Origin of the sequence: Pseudomonas sp. LA5 (assembly GCF_028640825.1) — a bacterium.
Taxonomy (GTDB): Bacteria; Pseudomonadota; Gammaproteobacteria; order Pseudomonadales; family Pseudomonadaceae; genus Chryseomonas; species Chryseomonas aestiva.
Genome location: NZ_JAQYZY010000017.1, coordinates 1 through 20,869, shown reverse-complemented (window position 1 = coordinate 20,869; position 20,869 = coordinate 1). Strand labels below are relative to the sequence as shown.

30 protein-coding genes and 1 pseudogene are annotated in these 20,869 nt (G+C 64.3%); 4 read left to right on the top strand and 27 right to left on the bottom strand.

The features are described 5' to 3' along the window. Positions 1–4: 4 nt before the first annotated feature. The 27 genes from PVZ72_RS00565 to PVZ72_RS00435 form a co-directional block, all read right to left on the bottom strand. Positions 5–418: a phage tail terminator-like protein gene (locus PVZ72_RS00565; protein ID WP_273860939.1), complete on the bottom strand. Its 414-nt coding sequence runs from the start codon at positions 416–418 to the stop codon at positions 5–7. Further along, on the bottom strand, positions 415–858 hold the full coding sequence (locus tag PVZ72_RS00560) for an HK97 gp10 family phage protein (protein ID WP_273860938.1): 444 nt from the start codon (positions 856–858) through the stop codon (positions 415–417). Before PVZ72_RS00560 ends, PVZ72_RS00565 begins: the two co-directional genes overlap by 4 nt. 3 nt (positions 859–861) lie before the next feature. Next, complete coding sequence (locus tag PVZ72_RS00555; RefSeq protein ID WP_273860937.1) at positions 862–1,248, bottom strand: hypothetical protein; 387 nt, start codon at positions 1,246–1,248, stop codon at positions 862–864. After that, positions 1,245–2,231 carry a hypothetical protein gene (locus tag PVZ72_RS00550; protein WP_273860936.1) on the bottom strand — a complete coding sequence of 329 codons (987 nt, stop codon included), beginning with the start codon at positions 2,229–2,231 and terminating at the stop codon, positions 1,245–1,247. Before PVZ72_RS00550 ends, PVZ72_RS00555 begins: the two co-directional genes overlap by 4 nt. Continuing rightward, the gene (locus tag PVZ72_RS00545) at positions 2,228–2,752 is read right to left on the bottom strand and encodes a DnaT-like ssDNA-binding protein (RefSeq protein WP_273860935.1); all 525 of its coding nucleotides are present in this window, start codon (positions 2,750–2,752) and stop codon (positions 2,228–2,230) included. Before PVZ72_RS00545 ends, PVZ72_RS00550 begins: the two co-directional genes overlap by 4 nt. Positions 2,753–2,794: 42 nt before the next feature. Beyond that, a complete protein-coding gene (locus PVZ72_RS00540) occupies positions 2,795–3,205 on the bottom strand; it encodes a hypothetical protein (RefSeq protein WP_273860934.1) in 411 nt (136 codons plus the stop codon). A 10-nt stretch (positions 3,206–3,215) separates the two neighbouring features. Next, the gene (locus tag PVZ72_RS00535) at positions 3,216–4,148 is read right to left on the bottom strand and encodes a DUF2184 domain-containing protein (RefSeq protein ID WP_273860933.1); all 933 of its coding nucleotides are present in this window, start codon (positions 4,146–4,148) and stop codon (positions 3,216–3,218) included. A 9-nt stretch (positions 4,149–4,157) separates the two neighbouring features. Continuing rightward, complete coding sequence (locus tag PVZ72_RS00530; protein WP_273860932.1) at positions 4,158–4,598, bottom strand: structural cement protein Gp24; 441 nt, start codon at positions 4,596–4,598, stop codon at positions 4,158–4,160. Further along, positions 4,598–5,713, bottom strand: coding sequence for a DUF2213 domain-containing protein (locus PVZ72_RS00525; RefSeq protein ID WP_273860931.1), 1,116 nt, complete (start codon positions 5,711–5,713; stop codon positions 4,598–4,600). Before PVZ72_RS00525 ends, PVZ72_RS00530 begins: the two co-directional genes overlap by 1 nt. A 28-nt stretch (positions 5,714–5,741) precedes the next feature. Further along, positions 5,742–7,538, bottom strand: coding sequence for an anti-CBASS protein Acb1 family protein (locus PVZ72_RS00520; protein WP_273860930.1), 1,797 nt, complete (start codon positions 7,536–7,538; stop codon positions 5,742–5,744). Next, on the bottom strand, positions 7,535–8,821 hold the full coding sequence (locus PVZ72_RS00515) for a terminase large subunit domain-containing protein (RefSeq protein ID WP_273860929.1): 1,287 nt from the start codon (positions 8,819–8,821) through the stop codon (positions 7,535–7,537). Before PVZ72_RS00515 ends, PVZ72_RS00520 begins: the two co-directional genes overlap by 4 nt. Further along, positions 8,808–9,269, bottom strand: coding sequence for a DUF2280 domain-containing protein (locus tag PVZ72_RS00510; protein WP_273860928.1), 462 nt, complete (start codon positions 9,267–9,269; stop codon positions 8,808–8,810). Before PVZ72_RS00510 ends, PVZ72_RS00515 begins: the two co-directional genes overlap by 14 nt. 31 nt (positions 9,270–9,300) lie before the next feature. Beyond that, positions 9,301–9,897 carry a putative metallopeptidase gene (locus PVZ72_RS00505; protein WP_273860927.1) on the bottom strand — a complete coding sequence of 199 codons (597 nt, stop codon included), beginning with the start codon at positions 9,895–9,897 and terminating at the stop codon, positions 9,301–9,303. 834 nt (positions 9,898–10,731) lie between these two features. Next, complete coding sequence (locus tag PVZ72_RS00500; RefSeq protein ID WP_273860926.1) at positions 10,732–11,175, bottom strand: hypothetical protein; 444 nt, start codon at positions 11,173–11,175, stop codon at positions 10,732–10,734. 79 nt (positions 11,176–11,254) lie between these two features. Beyond that, positions 11,255–12,907: a cellulase family glycosylhydrolase gene (locus tag PVZ72_RS00495; protein WP_273860925.1), complete on the bottom strand. Its 1,653-nt coding sequence runs from the start codon at positions 12,905–12,907 to the stop codon at positions 11,255–11,257. 55 nt (positions 12,908–12,962) lie between these two features. After that, the gene (locus tag PVZ72_RS00490; protein ID WP_273860924.1) at positions 12,963–13,304 is read right to left on the bottom strand and encodes a hypothetical protein; all 342 of its coding nucleotides are present in this window, start codon (positions 13,302–13,304) and stop codon (positions 12,963–12,965) included. Next, positions 13,301–13,666, bottom strand: coding sequence for a hypothetical protein (locus PVZ72_RS00485; RefSeq protein ID WP_273860923.1), 366 nt, complete (start codon positions 13,664–13,666; stop codon positions 13,301–13,303). The genes PVZ72_RS00490 and PVZ72_RS00485 overlap by 4 nt, the downstream gene beginning before the upstream one ends. Positions 13,667–13,718: 52 nt before the next feature. Next, entirely contained in the window at positions 13,719–13,949 is a 231-nt protein-coding gene (locus PVZ72_RS00480) for a hypothetical protein (protein WP_273860922.1), read from the bottom strand. Continuing rightward, complete coding sequence (locus tag PVZ72_RS00475) at positions 13,946–14,167, bottom strand: hypothetical protein (protein WP_273860921.1); 222 nt, start codon at positions 14,165–14,167, stop codon at positions 13,946–13,948. The genes PVZ72_RS00480 and PVZ72_RS00475 overlap by 4 nt, the downstream gene beginning before the upstream one ends. A 114-nt stretch (positions 14,168–14,281) precedes the next feature. Beyond that, positions 14,282–14,968 (bottom strand): hypothetical protein, encoded by a 687-nt coding sequence (locus PVZ72_RS00470; protein WP_273860920.1) that lies wholly within the window; start codon positions 14,966–14,968, stop codon positions 14,282–14,284. After that, complete coding sequence (locus PVZ72_RS00465; RefSeq protein ID WP_145150854.1) at positions 14,965–15,414, bottom strand: recombination protein NinB; 450 nt, start codon at positions 15,412–15,414, stop codon at positions 14,965–14,967. Before PVZ72_RS00465 ends, PVZ72_RS00470 begins: the two co-directional genes overlap by 4 nt. After that, positions 15,414–15,860 (bottom strand): RusA family crossover junction endodeoxyribonuclease, encoded by a 447-nt coding sequence (locus PVZ72_RS00460; protein WP_273860919.1) that lies wholly within the window; start codon positions 15,858–15,860, stop codon positions 15,414–15,416. The genes PVZ72_RS00465 and PVZ72_RS00460 overlap by 1 nt, the downstream gene beginning before the upstream one ends. Next, positions 15,853–16,134 (bottom strand): hypothetical protein, encoded by a 282-nt coding sequence (locus PVZ72_RS00455; RefSeq protein ID WP_273860918.1) that lies wholly within the window; start codon positions 16,132–16,134, stop codon positions 15,853–15,855. The genes PVZ72_RS00460 and PVZ72_RS00455 overlap by 8 nt, the downstream gene beginning before the upstream one ends. Beyond that, the gene (locus PVZ72_RS00450; protein ID WP_273860917.1) at positions 16,127–16,690 is read right to left on the bottom strand and encodes a hypothetical protein; all 564 of its coding nucleotides are present in this window, start codon (positions 16,688–16,690) and stop codon (positions 16,127–16,129) included. The genes PVZ72_RS00455 and PVZ72_RS00450 overlap by 8 nt, the downstream gene beginning before the upstream one ends. Further along, complete coding sequence (locus PVZ72_RS00445) at positions 16,647–17,588, bottom strand: DnaT-like ssDNA-binding domain-containing protein (RefSeq protein ID WP_273860916.1); 942 nt, start codon at positions 17,586–17,588, stop codon at positions 16,647–16,649. Before PVZ72_RS00445 ends, PVZ72_RS00450 begins: the two co-directional genes overlap by 44 nt. A gap of 3 nt (positions 17,589–17,591) precedes the next feature. Further along, positions 17,592–17,903, bottom strand: coding sequence for a CII family transcriptional regulator (locus PVZ72_RS00440; RefSeq protein ID WP_273860915.1), 312 nt, complete (start codon positions 17,901–17,903; stop codon positions 17,592–17,594). Positions 17,904–17,905: 2 nt separating this feature from the next. Then, a complete protein-coding gene (locus tag PVZ72_RS00435; RefSeq protein WP_273860914.1) occupies positions 17,906–18,142 on the bottom strand; it encodes a YdaS family helix-turn-helix protein in 237 nt (78 codons plus the stop codon). Positions 18,143–18,255: 113 nt separating this feature from the next. On the opposite strand from PVZ72_RS00435, the pseudogene PVZ72_RS00430 reads away from it, so the two are divergent. The 4 genes and pseudogenes from PVZ72_RS00430 to PVZ72_RS00415 form a co-directional block, all read left to right on the top strand. Further along, positions 18,256–18,846: pseudogene (locus PVZ72_RS00430) on the top strand (S24 family peptidase); the annotation flags it as partial. Between the two features lie 110 nt (positions 18,847–18,956). Then, positions 18,957–19,391: a hypothetical protein gene (locus tag PVZ72_RS00425; protein ID WP_273860912.1), complete on the top strand. Its 435-nt coding sequence runs from the start codon at positions 18,957–18,959 to the stop codon at positions 19,389–19,391. Positions 19,392–19,539: 148 nt separating this feature from the next. After that, a complete protein-coding gene (locus tag PVZ72_RS00420) occupies positions 19,540–20,157 on the top strand; it encodes a hypothetical protein (protein ID WP_273860911.1) in 618 nt (205 codons plus the stop codon). A 116-nt stretch (positions 20,158–20,273) separates the two neighbouring features. After that, complete coding sequence (locus tag PVZ72_RS00415) at positions 20,274–20,534, top strand: DUF1654 domain-containing protein (RefSeq protein WP_273860910.1); 261 nt, start codon at positions 20,274–20,276, stop codon at positions 20,532–20,534. Positions 20,535–20,869: the final 335 nt, after the last annotated feature.

The following is a 20,869-nucleotide window of genomic DNA, read 5'->3' as shown; positions in this document are numbered from 1 at the left end:
GCACCTACGTCGGGGCGCTGCCCTGGTAGGTCAGGGTGGCGGGGATGGTGTAGACGGCGTCCTCCGGGATCGCCAGGCCCTGGGCGAGCGGCTCGACCACCTGGCCGGCAAATGCGCCCTGGTCCAGGAATGAGTCCAGCGGCAGCAGCGCATTCAGTTCGGCGATCAGGCCCTCGGGGACGCTCTGCGGCTGGCCCTTCGGCGTCACCACGCTGATCTGGTAAAGGCCGCGGTACTCCAGCGCATCGGTGCCCAGGTAGCGGCAGGTGGTGCTGGACGGCAGCAGGAAGGCGCGCAGGTACGGCTGGTCCGCCTGCGGTTTGAATGGCTCGACGCCATAGGCCACACCGATACCCTTCGCCGTGGCCCAGGCTGCCAGCTTGGTCTCGATGGCCTGGCGCGCCAGTGCATGACTCATACGGTGTTCCTCGCTACGGCTTCCGCGACGATCCGGTCGAACTCGGCGATGGTCAGGCGGACCATGCCGTTCGGTGCCATCTGGCTGTGCCCGTATTCGAGCGGGATCGCGTAGATCAGGGTATTGACGATGTATGCCACCTGGCCGGGCTCCAGCGCATTCACCGCGGCGATCAGCTTGGCTATCGTCTCGTCGCCCTCCTTGTCCGTGGCGATCAGGCTGCTGTTCGCTGGGGCGCCGGTAGTGAATTGCCAGTTCGCCTTGAACCGGCCGGTGTCCACCGGACTCAGGTTGATCAGCGATTCGCCGATCTGGATGACGATGTCCTTGATGGTCTGCTCAATGGCAGCCATCGCGAGCTCCCGGAAATCCTCCAGCTGGGCCTCAAAATCTCCGGACTTATCGCCATAGCGCGCCGTCATGTGGTGCTGCCCGGCCATGGCCTACGCCCTCCCCTGGACCTCGTAACCGCAATCGACGCCGGCGAAGTTCCAGGCCTCCACGTTGATCACGCGGTAGAGCACGCCGTCGAAGCGGACGGTGTCGCCGGTGGCAGGCTTCGGCAGATCGGCGCCGGCCAGCTGCACGGGCGACACCAGCAGCTTCACGTCGCCTTGCTGGATCGCGGTGCCGTCGGTCTCGTCCTGGGTGTAGCTGTAGCGCAGGCCCGAGCCGTCGTAGGCCTTGGAGCCGGTGACCGAGCCGCCGGCGACAGGGTCGTAGGTGCCGACCGTGGCCTGGGTGAGCACCAGCGCCATGCCCTTCCCTTTCGGGCGCGGCGCCAGCATGCGGATGGCCATGGCACGGCCGCGGTCGTGGATGTCGGTCATTTCCAGGTCACTCGATAGGAGACCGTGCACCGGCAGTTCGCCAGGTCGGCCCAGGAAGCGCCCAGCGTCTTGTCGCCGGGATAGTTCAGCCGCGCGCCGGTGGGCGACTGGAACGGCTGGTTGAAGCCCACCCGCACGCCGCCCAGGGTGACGTGGGCATGGCGGACGCGCAGGTCGCCCTTGTTGCGCCAGATTTTCTCGACGCTCACCGGGCGAACCGGGTTTTCCAGCAGCTGGGCGTGCAGGCGGTTGAAGCCGGCGTTCAGGGCTTCGTGGGCCTGGGCCTTGGCCACCAGCAGCGCGTGGGTCTTGACCTTGCGGTCGGCGTAGGCCGTGGCGATCTTCTGGACATCGGCGGCGGCCACCGGCTTCTGCAGCTGGATGGCGCGGTGGACGATGCCGTCCAGGCGCTGGTCGCGGTCGGCCTTGGCCAGGTACTGGCGCATGCGTTCGGCGATGCCGCTGCTGAGCTGGTCGCGGGTGCTGGCGATCGCCTGGGCTTCGGGTGCCGACAGGCCGAGCACACCGCCAGCGCGCAGGCCGGTTCTGGGATTCAGGCGCCCCACTACGTCCAGGGCGATCTGGCGCGGCGTGCGGCCGGCGGCGCGGCCTGCTGCGGTGGTCACCCGGATGGACTCTGCCTGCTCCCGGGCGATGGTGGCGGTCAGGTCGGTGGCGTTCTGGGTGAGCCATTGCTGCGCGGCTGGCGCGTGCTGGTCGAACTGCACGCGGCGCCCGCCTGGCATCTTGATCACCACCAGGGTGCCGCCCTTGATGTAGGTCGTCCGGATCCCCTCCAGCAGCGCGGCGAAGGCGCCCAGCGCCAGCGTGGCCACCAGGCCCTGGTCATCCTGCTGTGCGATCAGGCGCTCGACCTCGACGATGGTCGCCGCGTCCACCGTGGCCCGGATCTGGTCCAGGTAGGCACGCTGCAGGGCTGGCGTCATGCCATCCATCGCGGCCAGGATCTCGGCCTCGTTCACACCACCACCATGGCGGGCAGCTCATATCGGGCCACCAGCACCGGGGCGATGATCTCGTCGATCAGGGTGATGACCGGCCGGGTCGGCGCCGCACCTGGTGCGCTGGCGTCCGGTACCGCGAACGTGGTCTCCAGCGGCCCAAGCTTCTCACTCTTGATCAGGCTGGTGGCCACGAAGTCAGGGCTCAGGCTGCCAGGGGTCACCAGCTCGCGCAGCGCGGCCTCATAGGTGGCCTGTTCGACCTCGGCCGGGACCTCGGTGGCGCTGATGGCGGCCCCGGTGTAGTCCTGGGCGTCGTTGCGCGGCCATTCGCGGGCCTGGGCCCTGCCCTGGGCTTTCTCGCCCGGGAACAGCGAGGCCCAGCGGCCGGATGGGTAATACTTCCGGTAGCGCCCGTCGATGTAGACGGACGCCCGCAGCAGCGCGGCCAGCTTGTGGTCGTTGTCACCCGCCCAGCCGGTGTTGGCGCGGGCGGCGTGATAGGCGTCGGCGCCCAGCAGGGTGCCGTAAAAGTCTGCCATGGCGTCGATCTCGAATAGGTGGGCGGCGAACCGCCCGGGGTGTTACTGCGGCTGCTCGGCCAGCAGCTTTTTCAGGTCGTCCAGCTTGGCCTTGGCGTCGAACTCGACGTTCTTGGCCTGCAGCGCGGAGACGACAGCCTCGCGCTCCTGGGCTTCCTGGGCATCGGCCAGCTTCTGACGCAGGGTCTCGACCTTGCTATTAGCGCCGGCGGTGACGCCGAACGCCTTCAGCTTGGCCAGCAGGTCCTGCTTCTCGATGTCCTCCACCGAGGAGCCATCGCCGTCGACCTGGCCGCCTTCGACAGTCAGCACGCCGATGCGGACGTAGTGGGCCAGGTTTACCCGGTCCTTGATGTCGTCCCAGTTGTCCACGTCCAGCTGCTGCTTGGGACCGATGACGCCGCCATCCGGCAGGCCGATGGGGGTGGTGCTGGTGTTGGTGATTACAGGCATGGTGATCTCCTTAGATCCCGTCGATGTAGCGCATCTGGGTGGGTTGGCGAACGTCGACACCGCCCAGGCGGAAGATGCCGGGCACCTCGAAGCGGATCGGACCGGCCTGGTACACAGGCAGGAAGCGGTGCGGCATCGGCATGTGCAGCTTCACCACCGAAGGGTCGCGGCGGTAGGCGACCATTCGAGCAGTGCCACCGGCGCCACCCTTGTCCAGGCCACGCAGAGCGCGGATGGTCAGCGGGCGACCCGTGGTGGCGGTGTAGATGTTGTTCTGCAGCAGCCAGCCCAAGATGGTCTGGGTCGACAGCTCCGTGACCATACGGGTGCTGATAGCGCTCCAGCGGTCATAGGGCAGCAGCAGAGTGTCGGCAATGGTGGTGAACAGCGTGCCCTGGGCCTGACCGGTCAGGGCGTTGTTCACGTCCTGCAGTATCTTGTCCGAGGTGGTGGTCAGCCAGTTGCCGTTGGTGGCGGAGCCAGCCAGAACTGCCGGCGCGTTGGTGATGCCGTAGAAGCCTTTCGAGGCATCGCCATAGAGCGCGACGCGGTCGACCATCTCCTCGTAGGCACGACGGGCAGCCGTGGCATCTTCGGCATCGAGGTTGATGCCGAGCATGGCGGCCTGGCTGATCTCTTCGAGACCGTAGCCATAGCCGATACCGGCGGTATGCACCTGGGTCTCGAACTTGGAACGTTCGGTACCGGCGCGGGGAATGTCGTCGGCGTTGCCGTTGACCCAGTCGGCCTTACCGTACATGTCCGAGGAGAAGTAGGTGACCGTCTTGGCCCAGGGGTTAGCGGTGGTGTCTACCGGTACCAGCCCCGGATACTGGATGTCCGGGTACACGATGGCGTTGACGCCACGCTCGATGTGCGTGGCCTGGGAGATTACGAACGCCAGGGCGGCCTGGGCATCCATGAGCTGAAAGGGGGCGCGCATGTTCGCTCCTTACTTGATGAAGATGTTGGCGACGGCGCCGGCCGCGGCGCTGGTGTCCCAGCGAGCGTTCGGAACAGTGATGCCACCGGTATTGCTGAAGGCGCCGGCGGCGGTGATGGTCACCGGGTCGCTTGCAGCCACCGCGACGGCAGCAGTGACGCTGATCGGGCCGGTGAGCAGGATCCGCGCGGACTCGTACTGGGCGTAACCGTTGGGGCCGGTAGCCGAGCGATCGAGCACCGAGACGCCCACGAACTTGGCCGCGGTGTCACCGTTGACGATGGTGCGGACCGACTTGTCCGTGGTTCCTTGGAATACCGGCACGCCGAACGCCAGGCCTGCAGCGTCCTGAACGGTGCGGGAGACGAGATCGGCGTGGGTCATGTCCGGGATGTGGCCCGGCACGCTGGCGCGGATGTTCTCGGAATAGCTGTTCTGAATGGCAGGCATTACTGGGCACCTCCTTTCCAGGCATCAGTCAGGCGCGTCTCGTAGGCTGCCTGGCCGTTGTCGTTGGGGTTCTGGATCTTGCCGTCCTGCGCCTTCAGGTGCGTGCGCACCGGATCGCTGGAGTCCTCGACCAGGATGTCGAAGCGGGCGGTGATGTAGTCGGCGCTCTTGCCGGCCACGGCGGCGTCACCCAGCTTGGCCACCACGGCAGCCTTGCGGATCTCGTCGTCGCTCTTGCCGCTGTAGTCGGCGTCGGCGATGGACTTGGCCTTGCCGATCAGGTCGCCACGCGCCAGGACGCGAGCATCGATCTGGGCGTCGGTGAGCAGTTGCCCCTTCAGCTTCTCGATCTCGTTGTCCTTGCCAGCCAGCTCGCGATCCTTGCCGGCAATGGCCGCGGTGTGGGCGTCGGTCAGGGTCTTGACGTTGACGCCTGCGTCGGCCAGCTGCTTGGTCAGCTTTTCGATCGCCTGGGCGCCTTGGTCGGTGGTCAGCACGGACAGGCCATCGACCAAGACCGTGCGCAGAGAATCAGCCATGGGATGGCCTCCGTTGTGAGTGGGGTGCGCAGGGGTGTTCGAAACGGGGCTGCGCTGGTCCCCGATCCGTAGTTGCTCGCCACCTCGCGCCCGATCAACGAGCGCCAGGTGATTCATGCGCATGCTTTCCACGCGGGCGTCGTAGGGCTCGCCCTCGGGGGTGAGGCCGTCCTCGAAGACGACGATGGCCTCCAGACCCATGGAGAGTTCGCGGCGCCCGTCCTCGACGTCCTGGATGGCCGCGGCGTCCATGACCACCATCGGCACGCGGACGAACTCGCCATCGCGCAGCACCTCGGCGCCGGTCTGGCCCACGGCGAGCTGCTTCCAGTTGGCGGCGTTCACGTCGCCGTGGTGGCCGTTGGTCATCGGGCGGTAGGCGTAGGAGCGCATGGCGTCCTCGGCGAACACGGCCTCGGGCGGGCGGTACAGCCGGACGATGGGCATCTCAGGCTTTCCCACCTCGGTGCCGAGGTAGTCCTGGATGCCAGTGCGCGCTACCCGGGCCTCGGCCACGAGGTAGCCGTCAGTGGTTCGGCGGACAGCCGAAACCGACACGGAGTCGTGCAGCAGCATGGTGTTTTCCTTGGCGTGGTCCGCCTGGTCAGAGGGTGTCGTCGAGGGGCTCGAAGATTTCCGGGCCCAGCTCGATGCGGCCGCGGTACGGCTCGACTTTGGCCAGGTCTACCGCGCCGGGCTGGTAGGTGATGGTGATGTGGGGCTGGTAGTCCTCGAAGTCCCAGGACGCGCCAGCCTCGCGAATGGCCATGTGGCGCCAGGCGAGTTCGGAGCTGTTGAACAGGAGCACCACGGCGCCCTCGTCGCCCAGCGGCTCGACCAGCCGCGCGCCACCTGGTGGGACGGTCATCGAACCATCCGGGCCGTCGTTCCAGGCAGTGCCCACCTTCATCCAGTCCACCGCCTGCTTGCTGTAGGCGATCGTGACGTGGAGCTCGTCCGCAGGGACCGTGACGTCGAAGCCCTGGCCCTTGGCCCAGGCCAGCAGCTCGGCGGTGTTGACCACCTTGCGCTGCACGTACAGCGGCCGCGGCGCGGCGTCCTGCAGCTGGGTACCACCAGGTGGTAATTCCTCGTTGCCCTCGCCGCCCTCCTCGTCTGGCAGCGCTGCGCCGTACTCCTCCATGGCTGCCTCCAGACCGGGCAGGACGCTGTTCTCAACCAGCACGTTCTCGGCGGCCTGGGATAGCGCGGCCTCTGGGAATAGGTTCGTGTCCTTGATCACCTTCAGCGTGTCGCCGATGGTCTTGCCGATGGTGGCGCGCTCGGTCGCCGTGGGCTGCCAGAGGCTGTTCCAGTTGTAATGGATCTCCGGGGGCCGGCTGCCGAGGGCCGATCGGATCAGACACTCATCAAGCACTGCCATCGCGGGCCGGGCATCCAGCTCCTGTCCAGCCTGGATCCGGTCGTAGTAGTTGCGGAGGTCGTTGTCACCGGTGGCGTTCATGCCGGCGGGCGATTGGCCCAGCAGTCGGGTAGCCGGGATGTCAGCGGCGCCGGCCACGGCCTGGAGGAAGCGATCCATGATGTCGGGCAGCGTGCTGAAGTTGGCCGTCTTGGACTGATAGTCCTCCTGCGAGTCCAGCAGCAGCGCGCCATTGATGCCCTTGGCCATGGCCGCCAGCCGGATGCGCTCCAGCAGCCGCTTCTCATAGGTCGGATCTTGGAGGCTCTGCATCAGGTCCGGGATCTTGATGATGTCGACCTTCGACTCGAACACCAGGCTGGCCACGTTGGCCATCGTGCCGTCGCTCTGCTTGATCGCCTCCATGATGGCGGTGAGCACCGAGTCGCTCCAGCCGAAAGCCTCGCCCTGGACCAGCTCGGGGTCGGCATGCTCGGCGCCCTGGAAGACCACCAGCCGCGAGGGGTGGATGGCAACCTGGGACCCGGCGAGACGATAGGCCTTGGGTTTGCCGAACAGCGGGGACATCACATCCCGCTCGATCTCGGTGGCCTGCAGCTGACGCCGGCTCATGACCGTCAGGTAGCGCACGCCACCCTTGCCGATCCGTTCCGGCCGTAGCTCGGTCGACGTGTCGCGGTCACCGGTGCCGATGAACACCGCGGCGCCACCGAACAGGCGCCCCCGGATCATGGCGGTACGGATGCGCGCCACCAGGGCCAGGCGCTTCTCCTCGGCCTCGATGGCCTGGATCTGCTCTTTGGAGGCTTGCCACCCGCGCCAGCGCCGACAGGCATCGAGCGCGGGGATGTCGACGATCTTCCTGGGCAGCCAGCTGCCCCGGTAGGCGGCGAGCAGCTGCTCGTCCGTCATGATCGGGAGTGCGTAGCCGGAGTGCGCAGCCTTGTCCCGCTCGGTGCCCAGGTTGGCCACGAGATTGACCAGCTTGTCGGTGAGGAACTGTTTGACACCCATCATGCGACGCCTGCGAGGGAATACTTCGTGATCGGGTATTCCTTGTGAATGAAGTAGCCGCCGGCATCGGGCCGGTGGTCGTTGCCTTGCTTCTTGTCGGGCTCGCCGTTCTCGGCCCAGACCTGCTGTTCCAGGTCGTCGGCATAGGTCGGGCACCGGTCCGCGTTCACGCGATAGCGCCGCTCGCCCGCAGCGTTGCGGAACATGGCGTTCATGGCGTTGATGCGGTCTTTGACCGGGGGGTTAGCGCCTGGCGCCACCACGATGAAACCGGCCTGCTTGAGCAGGGAGATGTCCGTCTCGCTGGCGCGCACCGACTTGCGGGAATCGCCGCTGGCGTCCGGGTAGATCCGGATCTGGCGCGTGTTGCGGTACTCGGTCCCGGTATAGAGCCAGTACCGCTCCTTGATCTTTTGGATCATGTCCGGCGTGTCGTAGCCATTGATGATCTCGTCGACCGCGTGCGGCAGGCCCAGGCGCTTGACGTGGACGATGGCCGACATCTTGCCGACGTTGAAGTCCATCCCCACGAACAGCGGCTCGCCGGCCTGGATGGTCTCCTGGCTGCCGTTGAGCTTGCGGTCGTAGGCGGTATAGATCGTGCCCGAGGTCAGGTTCACGAACTGGCCGTCGAGGTAGGCCATGATCAGCTGCTCGGGGTAGGACTCCATCAGCGAGGGGATGTAGTCGTCCGGCAGATTGAGCTCGTTGTCGAAGGTGCTGGCCTGCACCAGGCCGTACATGCTGGCCAGCGCCGGCTTCTCGCGCAGTTGCTTGACGAACTGTTGGTAGACGAACTTGAAGCCCTCGGGGGTTGTGGTGACGTCCACCCCGTTCTTCAGCCCGTCCACCTTGTAGCGCATCCGCGCAATGATCTTGCGCCAGGCCTGCTGGGCCTTGGCCGCCGGCAGCACGTCCAGCTCGTCCACCAGGGCGTGGCCGACCTTGAAGCCAACGATGGTCTGGGGCTTCTCCATAGACCGGCAGATCGTGGTGCTGCGGTACTGGCCGCCGCTGTAGAACTCGACCTCCTTGTCGCTCTCCTTGGTCCGGACCTTCAGGCCCCAGTCGAAGGCGACCTCCTCGATGGTAGGGAAGAAGATGTCCCGGATCTGCGGATAGGTCGGGGCGAAGTAGCCGGAGTTGATCCGGGGCCACTCCCAAACGTGCTTGCACAGCGCGGCGCAGCCCACCCAGGTCTTGCCCGAGCCGAACCCCGCCACGAACCCTCGGAACTTGTTGGGCAGCTGCAGGAACTGCGCCTGGGGCACGTTAAGCGTCGGCATCGCGCACCCTCGCGTCTACCACCTCAACCTGCACGCGGGTCGGCGGCAGATCGTCGTGCGGCATCTCGGCCTTGGTCTGGCGGTTGACGTAGACATCGCCCACTTCCTTGGCGGCCTGCTCCAGCAGCTGGGCAGTCAGCGCCAGATTGCGCATGTTCTCGGCCTTCTCGGCCATGCGGCCCAGGGTGCGGAGGCGGTGCGCCCGGTTGGCGATCGGGATGTCGGCGGTTTCCTCGCGGAACCGCTTCCGGGTGTCCTCGAATAGGACTCTCCAGCGCTTGGCCAGGTCCCGCCCGGCGTACTTCGTGGGGTCGTGGCTTTCGCACTGCTGGCGGCTGACCTCGATGCCGAATTCCTCTTTGACGGCTGCTGCCACCTGGGAGGGCGTGTCGAAACAGGCCAGGGCCTGAACGATGAAGGCTTTCACATCGTTGCTCAGGGTGGCCATGGTTCTACTTCCGTCAAGGGTCTGTCAGAGATCAAGCCGACTTGAGCAGACAGGTTCCGCAGGCCCTCGCAATGTTGATTTTCTCCACCTCGGGGCGGCTGTTCGCGGCTTCCACCAGGCGCTGCACGTCCGGGCTGGCGCCATAGCGACGCACCACGCCGACGAACTCCTCGACGTCGTGGCCGCGCAGCTTGAGCTTGGGCATACCGTCCCGAGTGAACGCTGGAGCACCGAAGCCATCCAGCTCCTGGGCGATGTGGTAGAGCTCGTGCTCGACCAGGGCGCAGAACTCGGCGTCGCTGCATTCGGCGCAGTAGTCGGCGGCCAGGGTGATGAGGAAGTCCGGGATGTCACCGAACCACTCCACCATCTGCTGCTCTGCCCTCGCCTTCTGCCAGCCACCAGCACGGAACGCGACTTGCTCGGCCTGACCCAGCACCAGGCGGCTCGCCTTGACGAAGCCTGTTCTGGCCCAGAGGAACCCGATGTCCGCGTCGAGCAGGTGGATGTGGTCCTCGTTGCGCAGCCTCCCACCCTCGCGGACGAAGGTGTCCATGGCCCACTCGCGCAGCTCGGGTGCCGGAACAATCTCAGGCCATTGCGCGGTAGGCGGCTGCGGACGATTCATGGAGTCTCCTAGTGCTGACCTACCAGCTGGCTTGCCGCCGCTGGTTCGCCGTGACGGAGTTGTTGTCCTACCGTGTAGGTCAGGACCTGCCCAAAGGGGCGAGATGAAAATGTAATTGGCGAGGTGCAAATGCGTAGGCGGGATCAGCTTGTAGGCGTGTCGATTGCCGCGTTTGCGGTAGCGGTGGTCACCCCACTCAATGGCCTTTGGTTTTCCTACCCACTGTTACTATTTTCGGGGGTACTACAGCTGTTCAAAGCAAAACCGCAGGCGCTCCTTACTTCGCCCCTTCCGGCCTATTCGCTACTGGCATTGGCGTCAGCGCTGGTATTCGTCTGGTGCGCTATCAGGATTAATCGCCTCAAGTACAGCTACTGGTCGCCTCGAAGCGTGTTGCTGTACCTGCTAGGCCTACAAAACCTGGGAACACTGCTACTTGTTCTGGTGAACCTAGGAAGGATAGGCCCGTCACCGTGGATGTACGCTCTATTCCAGGTAGCTTTGACTGTCGCCTACGTCGGACTTTCTATAGCAACAGTGCTGACCGTTCGGGCCAACACGCGCTCGAAGGTCAATCGCTCCCCGGGACCCCTCAAGGAATCCCACCTGTGACAGCCGCGAGTCAAGGCTCGCCCGCCTTGGTCGGTAGCTCATTGAGCAGCCTGCTGCGTTTGCACCGCGTCCGCCGCCTAGCTCGCGCTATCACTGGCTGCTTGTGCGGCGGTAGCGGCCATTGGGCATTGCTTGGGACTGGCAAGGCTGGCCACGGCGGGTTTTGGCTCCGCATATGGCCATAGTTACCTCACAGGGATTGCACGGGGTGTTTCGCCAAGGCTAGGAGCCGAGGGCTGCAGCTATGCCTGCTGCAATCTGAAAAGGACCAAACCGGTCATGCCTTTTCAGGTTGATCAACACCTTCCCGTCTTGCCCGAGGACTTGAGAGTCGGAGTTGATCTTGAACGCGGCGATCTCCTTCCATACAGGCCGATCTCGCTCATCCAGCTCTTCTCTCTGCAGCACCATCCTTGCGTGAACACCTTGGGAGTCAATCTTGGGTGAGTACAGGATACGCCCGGTAGCGAATGGACCTTTAAGCACCGCTTTGCTCGCGCCTTCCATGGCCAGCTCAACATTCAGAGAATCGAACGTTGCTCGCTCGGCATACTCCTCCCGAATAGTCTGGAAGAAAAGCGCCGCAATCTTATCGATCTGATTGATCTTCTCTTGGCAACCTATGACGGAATCTGCGTCGATATCCAAAAACTTGATGACGTCCATGGATCACCCTCTGATGAATGAGCCATGAGTATGGTCTTGCATCTGAACAGTCGCTACCTAGCGACTCTCTTGCGACGGGTTACGACTTAACCGGCTTCCACTCAGCCATGCGCTCACCAGCACGTGCCTTGATCAGCTCGCGGGTAGCAGCATGGCCAGCGTCGTCCAGATTCATCTTCTCGCCACCCATGGCGCCATCACCGCCCGCGATCCACAGGGTGACCGGGACGCCATTGGCCTTAGCCTCATCCAGCGCCCGGGCCAGCGCCGCACGACCAGAGTCGGTGGGCGGGATACCGGTCTCACCGACGAAGCCCCGCAGGCCCTTGGCAGCGAAATAGCTGTAGGCCGGGCGGAAGACCTGGGCCACCTGCTCCACCGGGAAGGCGTTCAGGTTGCCGCTGGAGTATCTGCCGCTCGAACCACCGTCGAGGTCGCCGTAGCCGTGGACCTCGGGGATCCAGTTGTTTGCCGGGTCCTTGATGCCAGCAGCGAACGAGCCGCTGACCGTGGCCCAGTTGCGCGCGGAGGCCCACTGGTTGCCGCAGATGAAGACTGGCTTGCTCGTCACCTTGCGGATGATCGGCAGCATGGTGTTCACGTCGGCGACCACCTTGGCCTCCATCGCTGTGACCGTGAGGCTGTCCAGGGCATCGCCCGAGGCGTAGGGCTCATTGCCCAGGCCATAGCCCAGGATCATCGGCTCATCGAAGGTCGTAACCATCGAGGCGATGTGGTCGCCCAGATCAGCAGGGCCCCAGCCGTTGGCGTCGTCGATAAGCACCTGCTCCAGGCGCTTCCAGCGACCGCCCTGCCCGGCTGCCTCACCGGCCGGCAGCAGCGCGCCGGTCTGCTTGCGCTTGCCATCCACCAGCGCGGTCTGGTTGCGATACATGCGCCAGTAGTGGTGCGGATCGAAGATGACCAGCGCCTCGCCATTGGAGTCGTCGCGGATCCAGCCGAGCACGGTCTTCATCTTGGCGACGAAGGTCGGATCGAGCTGGCCGCCCTTTGCCGGCAGGCCGGTGGAGGTCAGCAGCGTGGCGCGCTGGAGTGCATAGGGGAAACGGATCAGCCGGACGCCCAGGTCACGCACGTAGAGGCGGACATCTGCGCGGCTCGGCCATTTGAAGTGGGTCCCCGCCTCGCCTGGCAGCACCTGGTTGGCGTTGGAATGCGCGGCCAGATTGACGCCGAGGTACGGGATGTTGCGCAGCACCGCTGGACCAGCGCCCGGGTCCGGCTTCGGATCTGCAGGGGTCACCACCACGGGCGTCTCCGGTACCGGCTGCGGCGCTGGGGTTGGCGCGGGCTTGGCGTAGCGCTCGCGAACGGTGGCGGGCTTGCCTACCACCTTGCCCGGGTTGGCGATGTTCTGGTCGATGGACAGCAGCAACATCGGGTCGCGGTTTGCCAGCGGCTGAACCTCGATGACCTCCAGCACGTTCACCGCCTGGCCGGTGGCGAGCTGCACCACGACCCGGTCGGCGACGATGAGCTCGCTCATGGGCAGCATCAGCGACTTGTCGTAGGCGTTGATGACCTCGGTGGTCAGCGGCAGGCTGGCGGCCGGTGGCACTGGTGCCGGATCAGGCGTCGGCTCCGGTACCGGATCAGGAATCACGGGCTGGGCCGCGGCGAGCGCTGCCTCTATCAGGCCCTTGCCTGCGGTCTGTACATCGGCAATGGCTTGCGCGAGTTTCGCGCTGGCAGCGCCTACGGCGTCGGTCATGGTGCTTGCACTCCGGGGATGTGGGCGCCGGAATGCACTGCTCGGGCCGCTGGGGTTATGGCTTGGCGGCTTGCGCCTCAGCCTTGATCACTGCCTCGGTCGCCTTGTTGGCGGCCTGCTCTGCCTTGGATGCTGCACTCTCGACCCTGGGGCCGACCTGCAGCAGCAGCTTCTGGTTGATGTCCAGCAGCTCGCGGATTCTGGCGACGCGCGTGGCGTCCTGGCGCTCGTGCGACTCGGCGAGAATCTTGACGGTGTCGGCGGTCGTGACGGCGTTGTGCTGACTGCCCGCCATCCAGCTCGCGATGGCCACGGCCAGCAGTAGGAACCAGCTGCCGTGGTTGTCGAGCCACCGGCGGGACTTGCCTTTCTGGCGGGACAGCTCTAGATCGGTCATGCGGTGTTCCTTTTGAGAAGCTCGGCCTTCAGCTCGGCGATCTCTTCCGTGAGGTATTGCATCTGCACTTCCATGCGGGCGATCTGCGCTTTGTTCTCCGCGAACTCGCGCACCAGGGCATTGTTGTTTTGCCGGGACTCTTCCAGGAGGCGCTGGACCTCGAGCAGTTCGGCCTTGGTCTCCTTGTGGGAGGCCCGCTCTTCTGCCAGGGCTGTGTTCAGCCGCTCGCTCGCCGGTCCCCGCTTCTCGCGCCACTGGAGGAAGAGGTAGCCGCCGGCGAAGATCACCACGAGCAGGGCCCAGGCGATCCAGTCGCTGAGCCCCGCACCGGGACCAGGCAGTGGGGGCAGGTTGTTTGGCATCTGCCTCTCCGAACTGCGGGCATAAAAAACCCGGCACTTGGCCGGGCGATGGTCACTTTCTGAGGTATTCCGGATATCGGCTGCGAGCATCCGGCAGGTACTGCTTACCGTCCTTGCCCATGCACCAAGTGCTGCCGTACTGGCGGAAGCTGATGAACTGGCTGCCTTCGACGTCCATCCGAGCCGCACGCCGGAACTTGCGATGCCATTGGGCTTTATCGGCCTTCTCGCTTTCGCAGGTCGTCATACCGACGATAGGTGTCTTTCTGCGGCTTCGGCTCATAGCGGCCATCCTGCGGCATCAGCGCGCCGCTCCTGCATGGTCAACTCTTGGAAATACCGGCGAGGGTTGCCGCACATGAAGCAGGAGCAGACTTTGCCGTGGTGGGCGAACATGCCGGCGTGCCGCGCATCGGTCGGCCACGATTCGTATTGGCGCTGCTTTCGGTAAAACTTGGCCTTCACGCGTTGCGCATGATGGCGTCTCTCGGATCGATCCATGGTCATCTCCAATGGCCAGATCCAAGAAAGCCCCGGGAGACGAATCTGCCGAGGCTTCTGATGGGGTGCTGCTTCACACGATGAATAAATCATGCCGCTAGCCGCACATTTGTGTCAAGCAGCACACTTCATCGCCCTGAGAAGCCTCGCGACGGGGGCCAGCGCCATTGCGTCCAGGTCGTTGCATGCAGCAAAGCAGGCTTGGACGAACTCCTCCCATTCCCGGTCCCAGTTACGGGCGTCCAGCTCCACGCCGTAGGTGTATTCCAGGTAGGTACGAAAGGCCTCAGGCGTCGGCAACGGATCCGGCGCCGCGCTCTGGCCGCCCTGGTGCTGGCGACGGTACCGGTAGAGCACGGCCATGGCCACGAACTCCGCCCTGGCGTATTTCTTGGCGTACATCTTGGGCCCGCGCAGGTATGCCAGTTGAAACACCGACCACTCTGCCACCTCACGCCAGAGATCGTTGCTGTCTGGGTGATACAGGTGATTGCCGAAGGCGAACAGGTCGGCGGGCAGCCGCTCCACTACGCTGCGGACGTGGGCGCCGATGGTCTCGTTCACCAGGCCGGCAACGCCGCGCACGCGCTCGGTGTCCTGGAACTGCCCGACTAGGGCGAGGGACTCGCAATGGCGATTGGTGCCATCGCCCGGACGGTAGAACGCTTTGTGCCACTCTTCTCGGGCTGAACTCAGGCGCATCGGGGATACCTCGGAAATCTGGATTGCGACTTGCGCGGCCACCTGGCGGCGCAGACAACTGCTGGCGTCCCTGCCATCTCTGCCCTGGGTCGGCTTCAAGCCACCCGCCTCCTCTGTCCGTATATCGCCAGCATCAGGTCCTCGGGCTGCGGCAGCAGCAGCTGGAGGTGCTCAGCGCAGTAGCGGTCCAGCAGGTCGAGATATTCGGCCATCTGGGCCTGGGTGAATCCGCTAGTCTTGGCGCGGCCGACCTTGAACTCGCCGCCGGCCGGGCCAGGCATGGCCACCTTGCGGACCTCGCAGGGCCACAGGCGCGCCACCAGGATCTCGTGCCACTCCTGAGCGCTGGCGAACTGGCCGAAGCTGTCGGCCAGGTGCTTCTGGATGGCGTTGTTCCACATCCAGAGCAGGCGGTTCTGGGCGTCGCTGCGCTGGCTTCGGATCTCGGTGATGGCGATCTTCCGCGGCTTCGACAGGTCGAGGCCGGCGAGGAAGGACAGCAGGCGGTCACGGTCGGCAGTGGTGCGAATGACGTGGTCGGTCATCAGGCCGCCTCCTCTGTCATCAGCGGCACGATCCGGACCCGCACGCACGGGGTCTCGGCGTAGCGCTTGCGCACGATGGCGTCCACCACTTGGACGTCGTCGCGCCAGACCACGCCATTGAGGCCGTCGTAGATCGCCTTGATGACGTTGTCCATGTCGGGCTTCGTGGTCGGAAACACCTGGCCGGAGACCGCCAGGGCCTTCCACTTTTTCGACTTCGACTGAGGGATCGGCAGCAGGATCTGCAGCTCGACCATGACCGGGTGCGGGATCAGGTCCCGGCCGGCCATGGCGATCTGGGCGGCATGGGCGATCAGGCCCTCATAGGCCACCGTCTCCTTCGGGGTGAACATGCGGGCATGAGCGCCAACCTTGCCGATGCGCGGGCGGCCCTTGCCGATGGGCTTGCCAGGTACCACGAACTCCACCGCGGCGAACTCACGCATGGTCCTGCTCCTTGGCACCCTGGCCCACCGGGGCGGCGTCGCCCTGCAGCGGCATCAGATGGCGCTCTTCGACGTAATCCCAGTTCCCACTGGTGTTCACGACCACCACCCAGGCAGCGCCTTGGCTCTTGCTGACCCACCAGGCGCCGTCCGGCCCGATGAAGGTCTCGCCGGGCTTCGCACGGAACCGCAGCTCCACGGTCAGGCCGACTAGGCGCGGCGATGCCCGGAATCCCGTCACCAGGGCCAGATCCTCTGGCTTGAAGTCACGCATGGTTGTCTCTCCGGATACGCATCTTGGCCAGCAGCATGGCGCGGGCTTGCTTGGGATCGCTGGGAATGCCCTGGGCTTGCATCAGGTCCCGGGCCTGCTGGTGGCTGTGGGCGAACTGCACCTGCATCGGCGACTTGTGCTCGTGCTCGATGCCCAGGGGGATCGTGTCCTCAAGCGGCTTGCCCATGACGGCACGGGCCCGGACGATTGCGTAGTTCCGCGCAAAGGTCTTGCGCAGGGTCTTGTTGTCTGGCCGCGCGGTGCGCAGGTCGTAGGTACCGGTCTGCTTGGCAGCGACGCGGACAGCGTCGTGCTTGTACTCACCGCGCAGCGCCTGGTCCCAGGCCTCCTCCTCGGTGGGTAGGCCGGGCACATGCAGGCACAGCTGGCGGAAGACGTTCGCCGGCGGCGGCCAGTCGAACTCGTCGCCCTTCTCGACCAGCAGGGTCAGCCCGTTGGCGATCTGGCGGCCGCTCACGTCGTGCAGCACGGTCGCCCAGACGCTGTCCTGGTCAGCTTTCTCGCCAAAACTCGACGTCCAGCGGTGGCCGTACATCTCCGCCATCTTCATCCAGAGCTTGTCCAGCAGCTCCTGCCGCAGCTTCTCGGGCTTTTCGGTCGGCGATGCTTTGGCGGACCCGGTCGACAGCAGAGAGGCTGCGTTGTCGACCAGCGTGAGCACCGGCTTGGGCTTGAGGTCTTCCGGGGTTGGCTTGTGCATGGCGGTGCTCCCGTTTCAGATGCTGGGCGAGCGCGTGCTCCCAGCGGGCTTGGGTTCTGTGTTCATCAGGGTTGGCGATCCAGAACGACCGGAACTCGAGGAGCTGGTCGGGCTGGATCTGCACGCCGGCCATGGCGTTCATCGTCAGCGTGGCCTTGAAGGTCTGCGGGTTCGGCTCCCAGTCCGCAGTCATGGCGAACCTGGTGCGGGAGTCGGTTGCGCACGCACGCGGTGATGGTGGTGTTGTATTACCGGACTCCGGAAGTAGGTTGTTGCTAGCGGGTTGCTCAAAAAACAACCCGGTTGCAGCCCCGCCCTCCTCCTGGCTAGAACCCTCGCCATTGCTGGGTTCTGGCTGGTTGTTGTTCGGTTGTTGCGCTGGTTGTAGCTCGGTTGTAGCTCGGTTGTAGCTCTTTTGGGCAGACTGATCCGTTCGGGCGTGGGGAAACTCGAACACCAGGGGTCCGATGACCTTTACCGCACCGATCTTCTCCATGCGCCGCACGGCCGATCGGTACTGCTCCCGCGTGATTGCCTTCGGTGCCGGACGCCCAGGGATGGGGTCGACAGTGAAGCCTTCGCGCAGGACGATCTCGTTGATCTTGGTCTGGAGCCCGGCGATGCCCGATGCGAAGTCCATGCGGCGCTTCAGGGCCACGTAGAGCTTCAGCAGCTCCGCCGGCTCGCCAGCGAACAGGGCCCATTCATCATCGTTGACCAAAACTGCGGTCATGACTCAATCCCAGCCCAGGGGTCCTGGGCGCTTCTTCTCAGCCTTCAGCCCCAGCTCTGCCAGGGTTTCGAGTGAGCGCAGGTATTCGGCGTTGACCACCACCGCAGAAACCGGGACGACTTGGAGTCCCAGGAGCGCAAACAGCTTTGCCCAGCGCTCTATCTCGCCTTCCTTCCAGCGTGACACGGTCGATTCGGACAAGCCGATTGCGTCCGCGACGGTCTTCTGGCCCACCGACACGAGTCGCTGCAAGACCAGAGATTCGATCTCCCGTGCCCTTGCAGATGGGTCTTGGCTTAATGCGGGTGTGCTCATGATCAAGCCACGCCTTGAAGGACTTTCCTTGCGAGCGGGACCAGGTCAGGGCGCAGGCCGGCGATGGTGATCTCGCCGTTCGATGCCTCCTGGAGGCGCTCGGCAAGTTCGGCCGATGCGTTTCGATGGCCACCGGCAAGCTGCCACAGGTGGCCGACGGAAGTGCCGGCTGCCTTGGCTACTGCGGTGCGTACTTCGGCGGGCGTCTTGGCCAACCAGCTTCGCAAGTGCTCGTTCATGAGAACTCTCCGTGTGAGATGGAGAGTAATTTAGCTGACGGCTAATTTAACATCAAGCTAGATTTAGCCTTACGCACATTTAGCAGAAGGCTAAAGAGTGGGAAAATCCGGAAATGGACATCTATCAAATACGCAAGGCAAATCTGATCCAGCTGATCGGTTCACAGCGCAAAGGCGCCTGCGCCACGCGCTGGGGCATGGCACCGGCCCACCTAAGCCAGATCCTGTCGGACAAGACTGAGAAGAACCTGGGCGATGATGTCGCTCGTCGGATCGAGCAGGTCGAGGGCCTGCAACGGGGCTGGATGGACACGGGCCATGGTCAGCAGGCCGAGCAATCCAACGTCGGCCAGCCGATACCCATCACGTCACCCTTTCGGCAGATCCCTATCGTTGGGACCGCCCAGCTCGGTGCGGAGGGCTACTGGACCGCTTTGAGTCCCAGCGAGGGGCACATCAAATTTCCCACTCAGGACAAGGATGCCTATGCGCTGCGCCTTCGCGGCGACTCCATGTCCCCTGCCATTCGGTCCGGCTGGGTCGCGATCATTGAGCCCAACGGCGACCTGGTGCCAGGCGAGTACGTCTACATCAAGTTGCACGGTGTTCACGACGAAGGTGAGAGCATGGTCAAGGAGCTGTTGCGGGCGGATGACTACGAGGTCAGCCTGATGTCGATCAACGATGCTTTCGGTCGCCGCAGCATCCCCTGGGAGCAGATCCAGCATTGCTACCCTGTGGGCGCCATCGTGCCCCCTAGCAAGATCGTGCAGTGATGCCCATCACACCGCCCAGCTGCTGAGAGTTGATGACGATGATCAAGAAACTGTTTTTGCTGGCCGCACTCTCCGCCGGCGCCGGCCTGGTGCAAGCAGCCCCGAACATCCAGGAGCAGCTGAACGGCGTCGCAGCGAAATGCCGGATAGATGGTGCGATGGGGGATATCCAGGCCGGGATTGCCCAGCGTAACCATGGCGAGAAGAGCCCCCAGTACAAGGCTGCCGTCGAGACCTCGTTCAAGGATGCTAAGGCATGCGTCGACCGCGAAAAGCTGGGTATCAAGCCGAACGTGAAAGGCGCCATTGAGGCCATGCCGGATCTCAAACCAGAGATCATGGACGCCTACGGGAAGTGGCTGAGCTATATGGACTGGCTGGCCACCCCACGCGAGATATCTGCGGAGTCGCCGGAATCCCGCAACTACACGGACGCCTCCAACCGGCTCAAGGCTGCGATCGAGCTGCGCTAGTCGAGCGACTGAAAACGAGCCCGCCCAGTGCGGGCTTTTTGTTACCTACAGATACCGCCCACCCCGCTAACTGCGCACTCCGTCACGTTCTGCGCCCTGGCAAAACTGAGCGACTAGACTGCTGGCTTCTACGACATGGAGTTGAGTGATGCGCAAGACAGCAGTTCTGGTGATGGCGGTGCTCCTGGCCGGGTGCTCGGCCAAGCAGGTGAACCCGAACGTCATCAGCAAGCCCCTTTACACGACGCCAAGCCCTGCCAAGGCGGAGCTGATCCTCAGCAGGGATTTCCAGAGCAAGGTCTACAGCAGCAAACCCTCCTACGGGAACGCGTGGAGTCTCTACACCTTCGACATCCACGCGGGCGGCCCTTTCTCCCAGGCGCTTATTGCCCACTTGAGGGCGAAATATCCATCGCTGCGAGTAGGTGATGTTGCTGATGGCAATGCCTCCGACATCCAGGTCACGCCGAGCGACATCACCATCGAGTTCGGTCTGGATGATGGGTCGGCAGTTCTGGCCACCGGCCTGTTCCCACTGGCCGGTTTTGCGATGAACACCGTCGCGGGTGCGAAGGCCCACGTCACCGCTTCCGTGAGAGCCAACGGCGTGACGCGCGAGGTAAAGGTGCTGGGGGCGGGAGCTGTTCCGAGCGCGTACCTCACCATCTCTGAGCAAAAGCTCTATGACGCCATTGCAGCTTCGCTGGATGACGCAGCCAGCAGGCTGGCTGCCGAGGTGAATCAGATAGCGACGGCGAAGCCCTAGCCATCCAAATTCTAAACAGCCCGCCTGGTGCGGGCTTTTTTGTGACTGGAACCTTGCCGCTTCGCCACCTGTCGCATACTGTATATTTGAACAGTATCACAGTAAGGAGGTGGCTCATGCCCCGCAGTAATGCCCAAGTCGTCAAGAAACAGGTTCAAGTCTCCAGCTATGAGCGGCTGTGCCGCCGCATCAATGCCTACATTGCCGAGCCGCATGCGCAGCTTGAGCAGCGCTGTCGCGTTGAGCGCCTGGATACGGACCAAGACGACGACTGGGAGCGGGTCGTGGACGAAATGCGGGAGGTAGATGGCCTTTCTGTAGAGCAGAGCGGTACCGGCTACGAATTCAGCTGGTGCGGAATGCCTGCCACGGATTGACCGGACTGCATCATAGGAGCCCGCCGAGTGCGGGCTTTTTTGCGTCCAGCTAAAAATATTTAGCTTAAAGCTATTGACGTTAAAATTAGCTGCTGGCTAAATAAACCCATCGCCAGCAACCACTGGCTGGGCAGCTCCACCGCCCCTGCTCTTTCACAATTCCGACCCCACCGCAGTCCCGACAGGCCTAGGCCTGAGCGACGGTGGCTAAAAACGACTGCTGATCTGCGGGTGAGCCCCGCCCCACGCCTGGCTCTGGTACCAGGCCGGTTCGATTCGTCGAGCCGCACGAACCCTCTCCCTGCTGGATGCCTGAGATGAAGGCGCTCCACCAG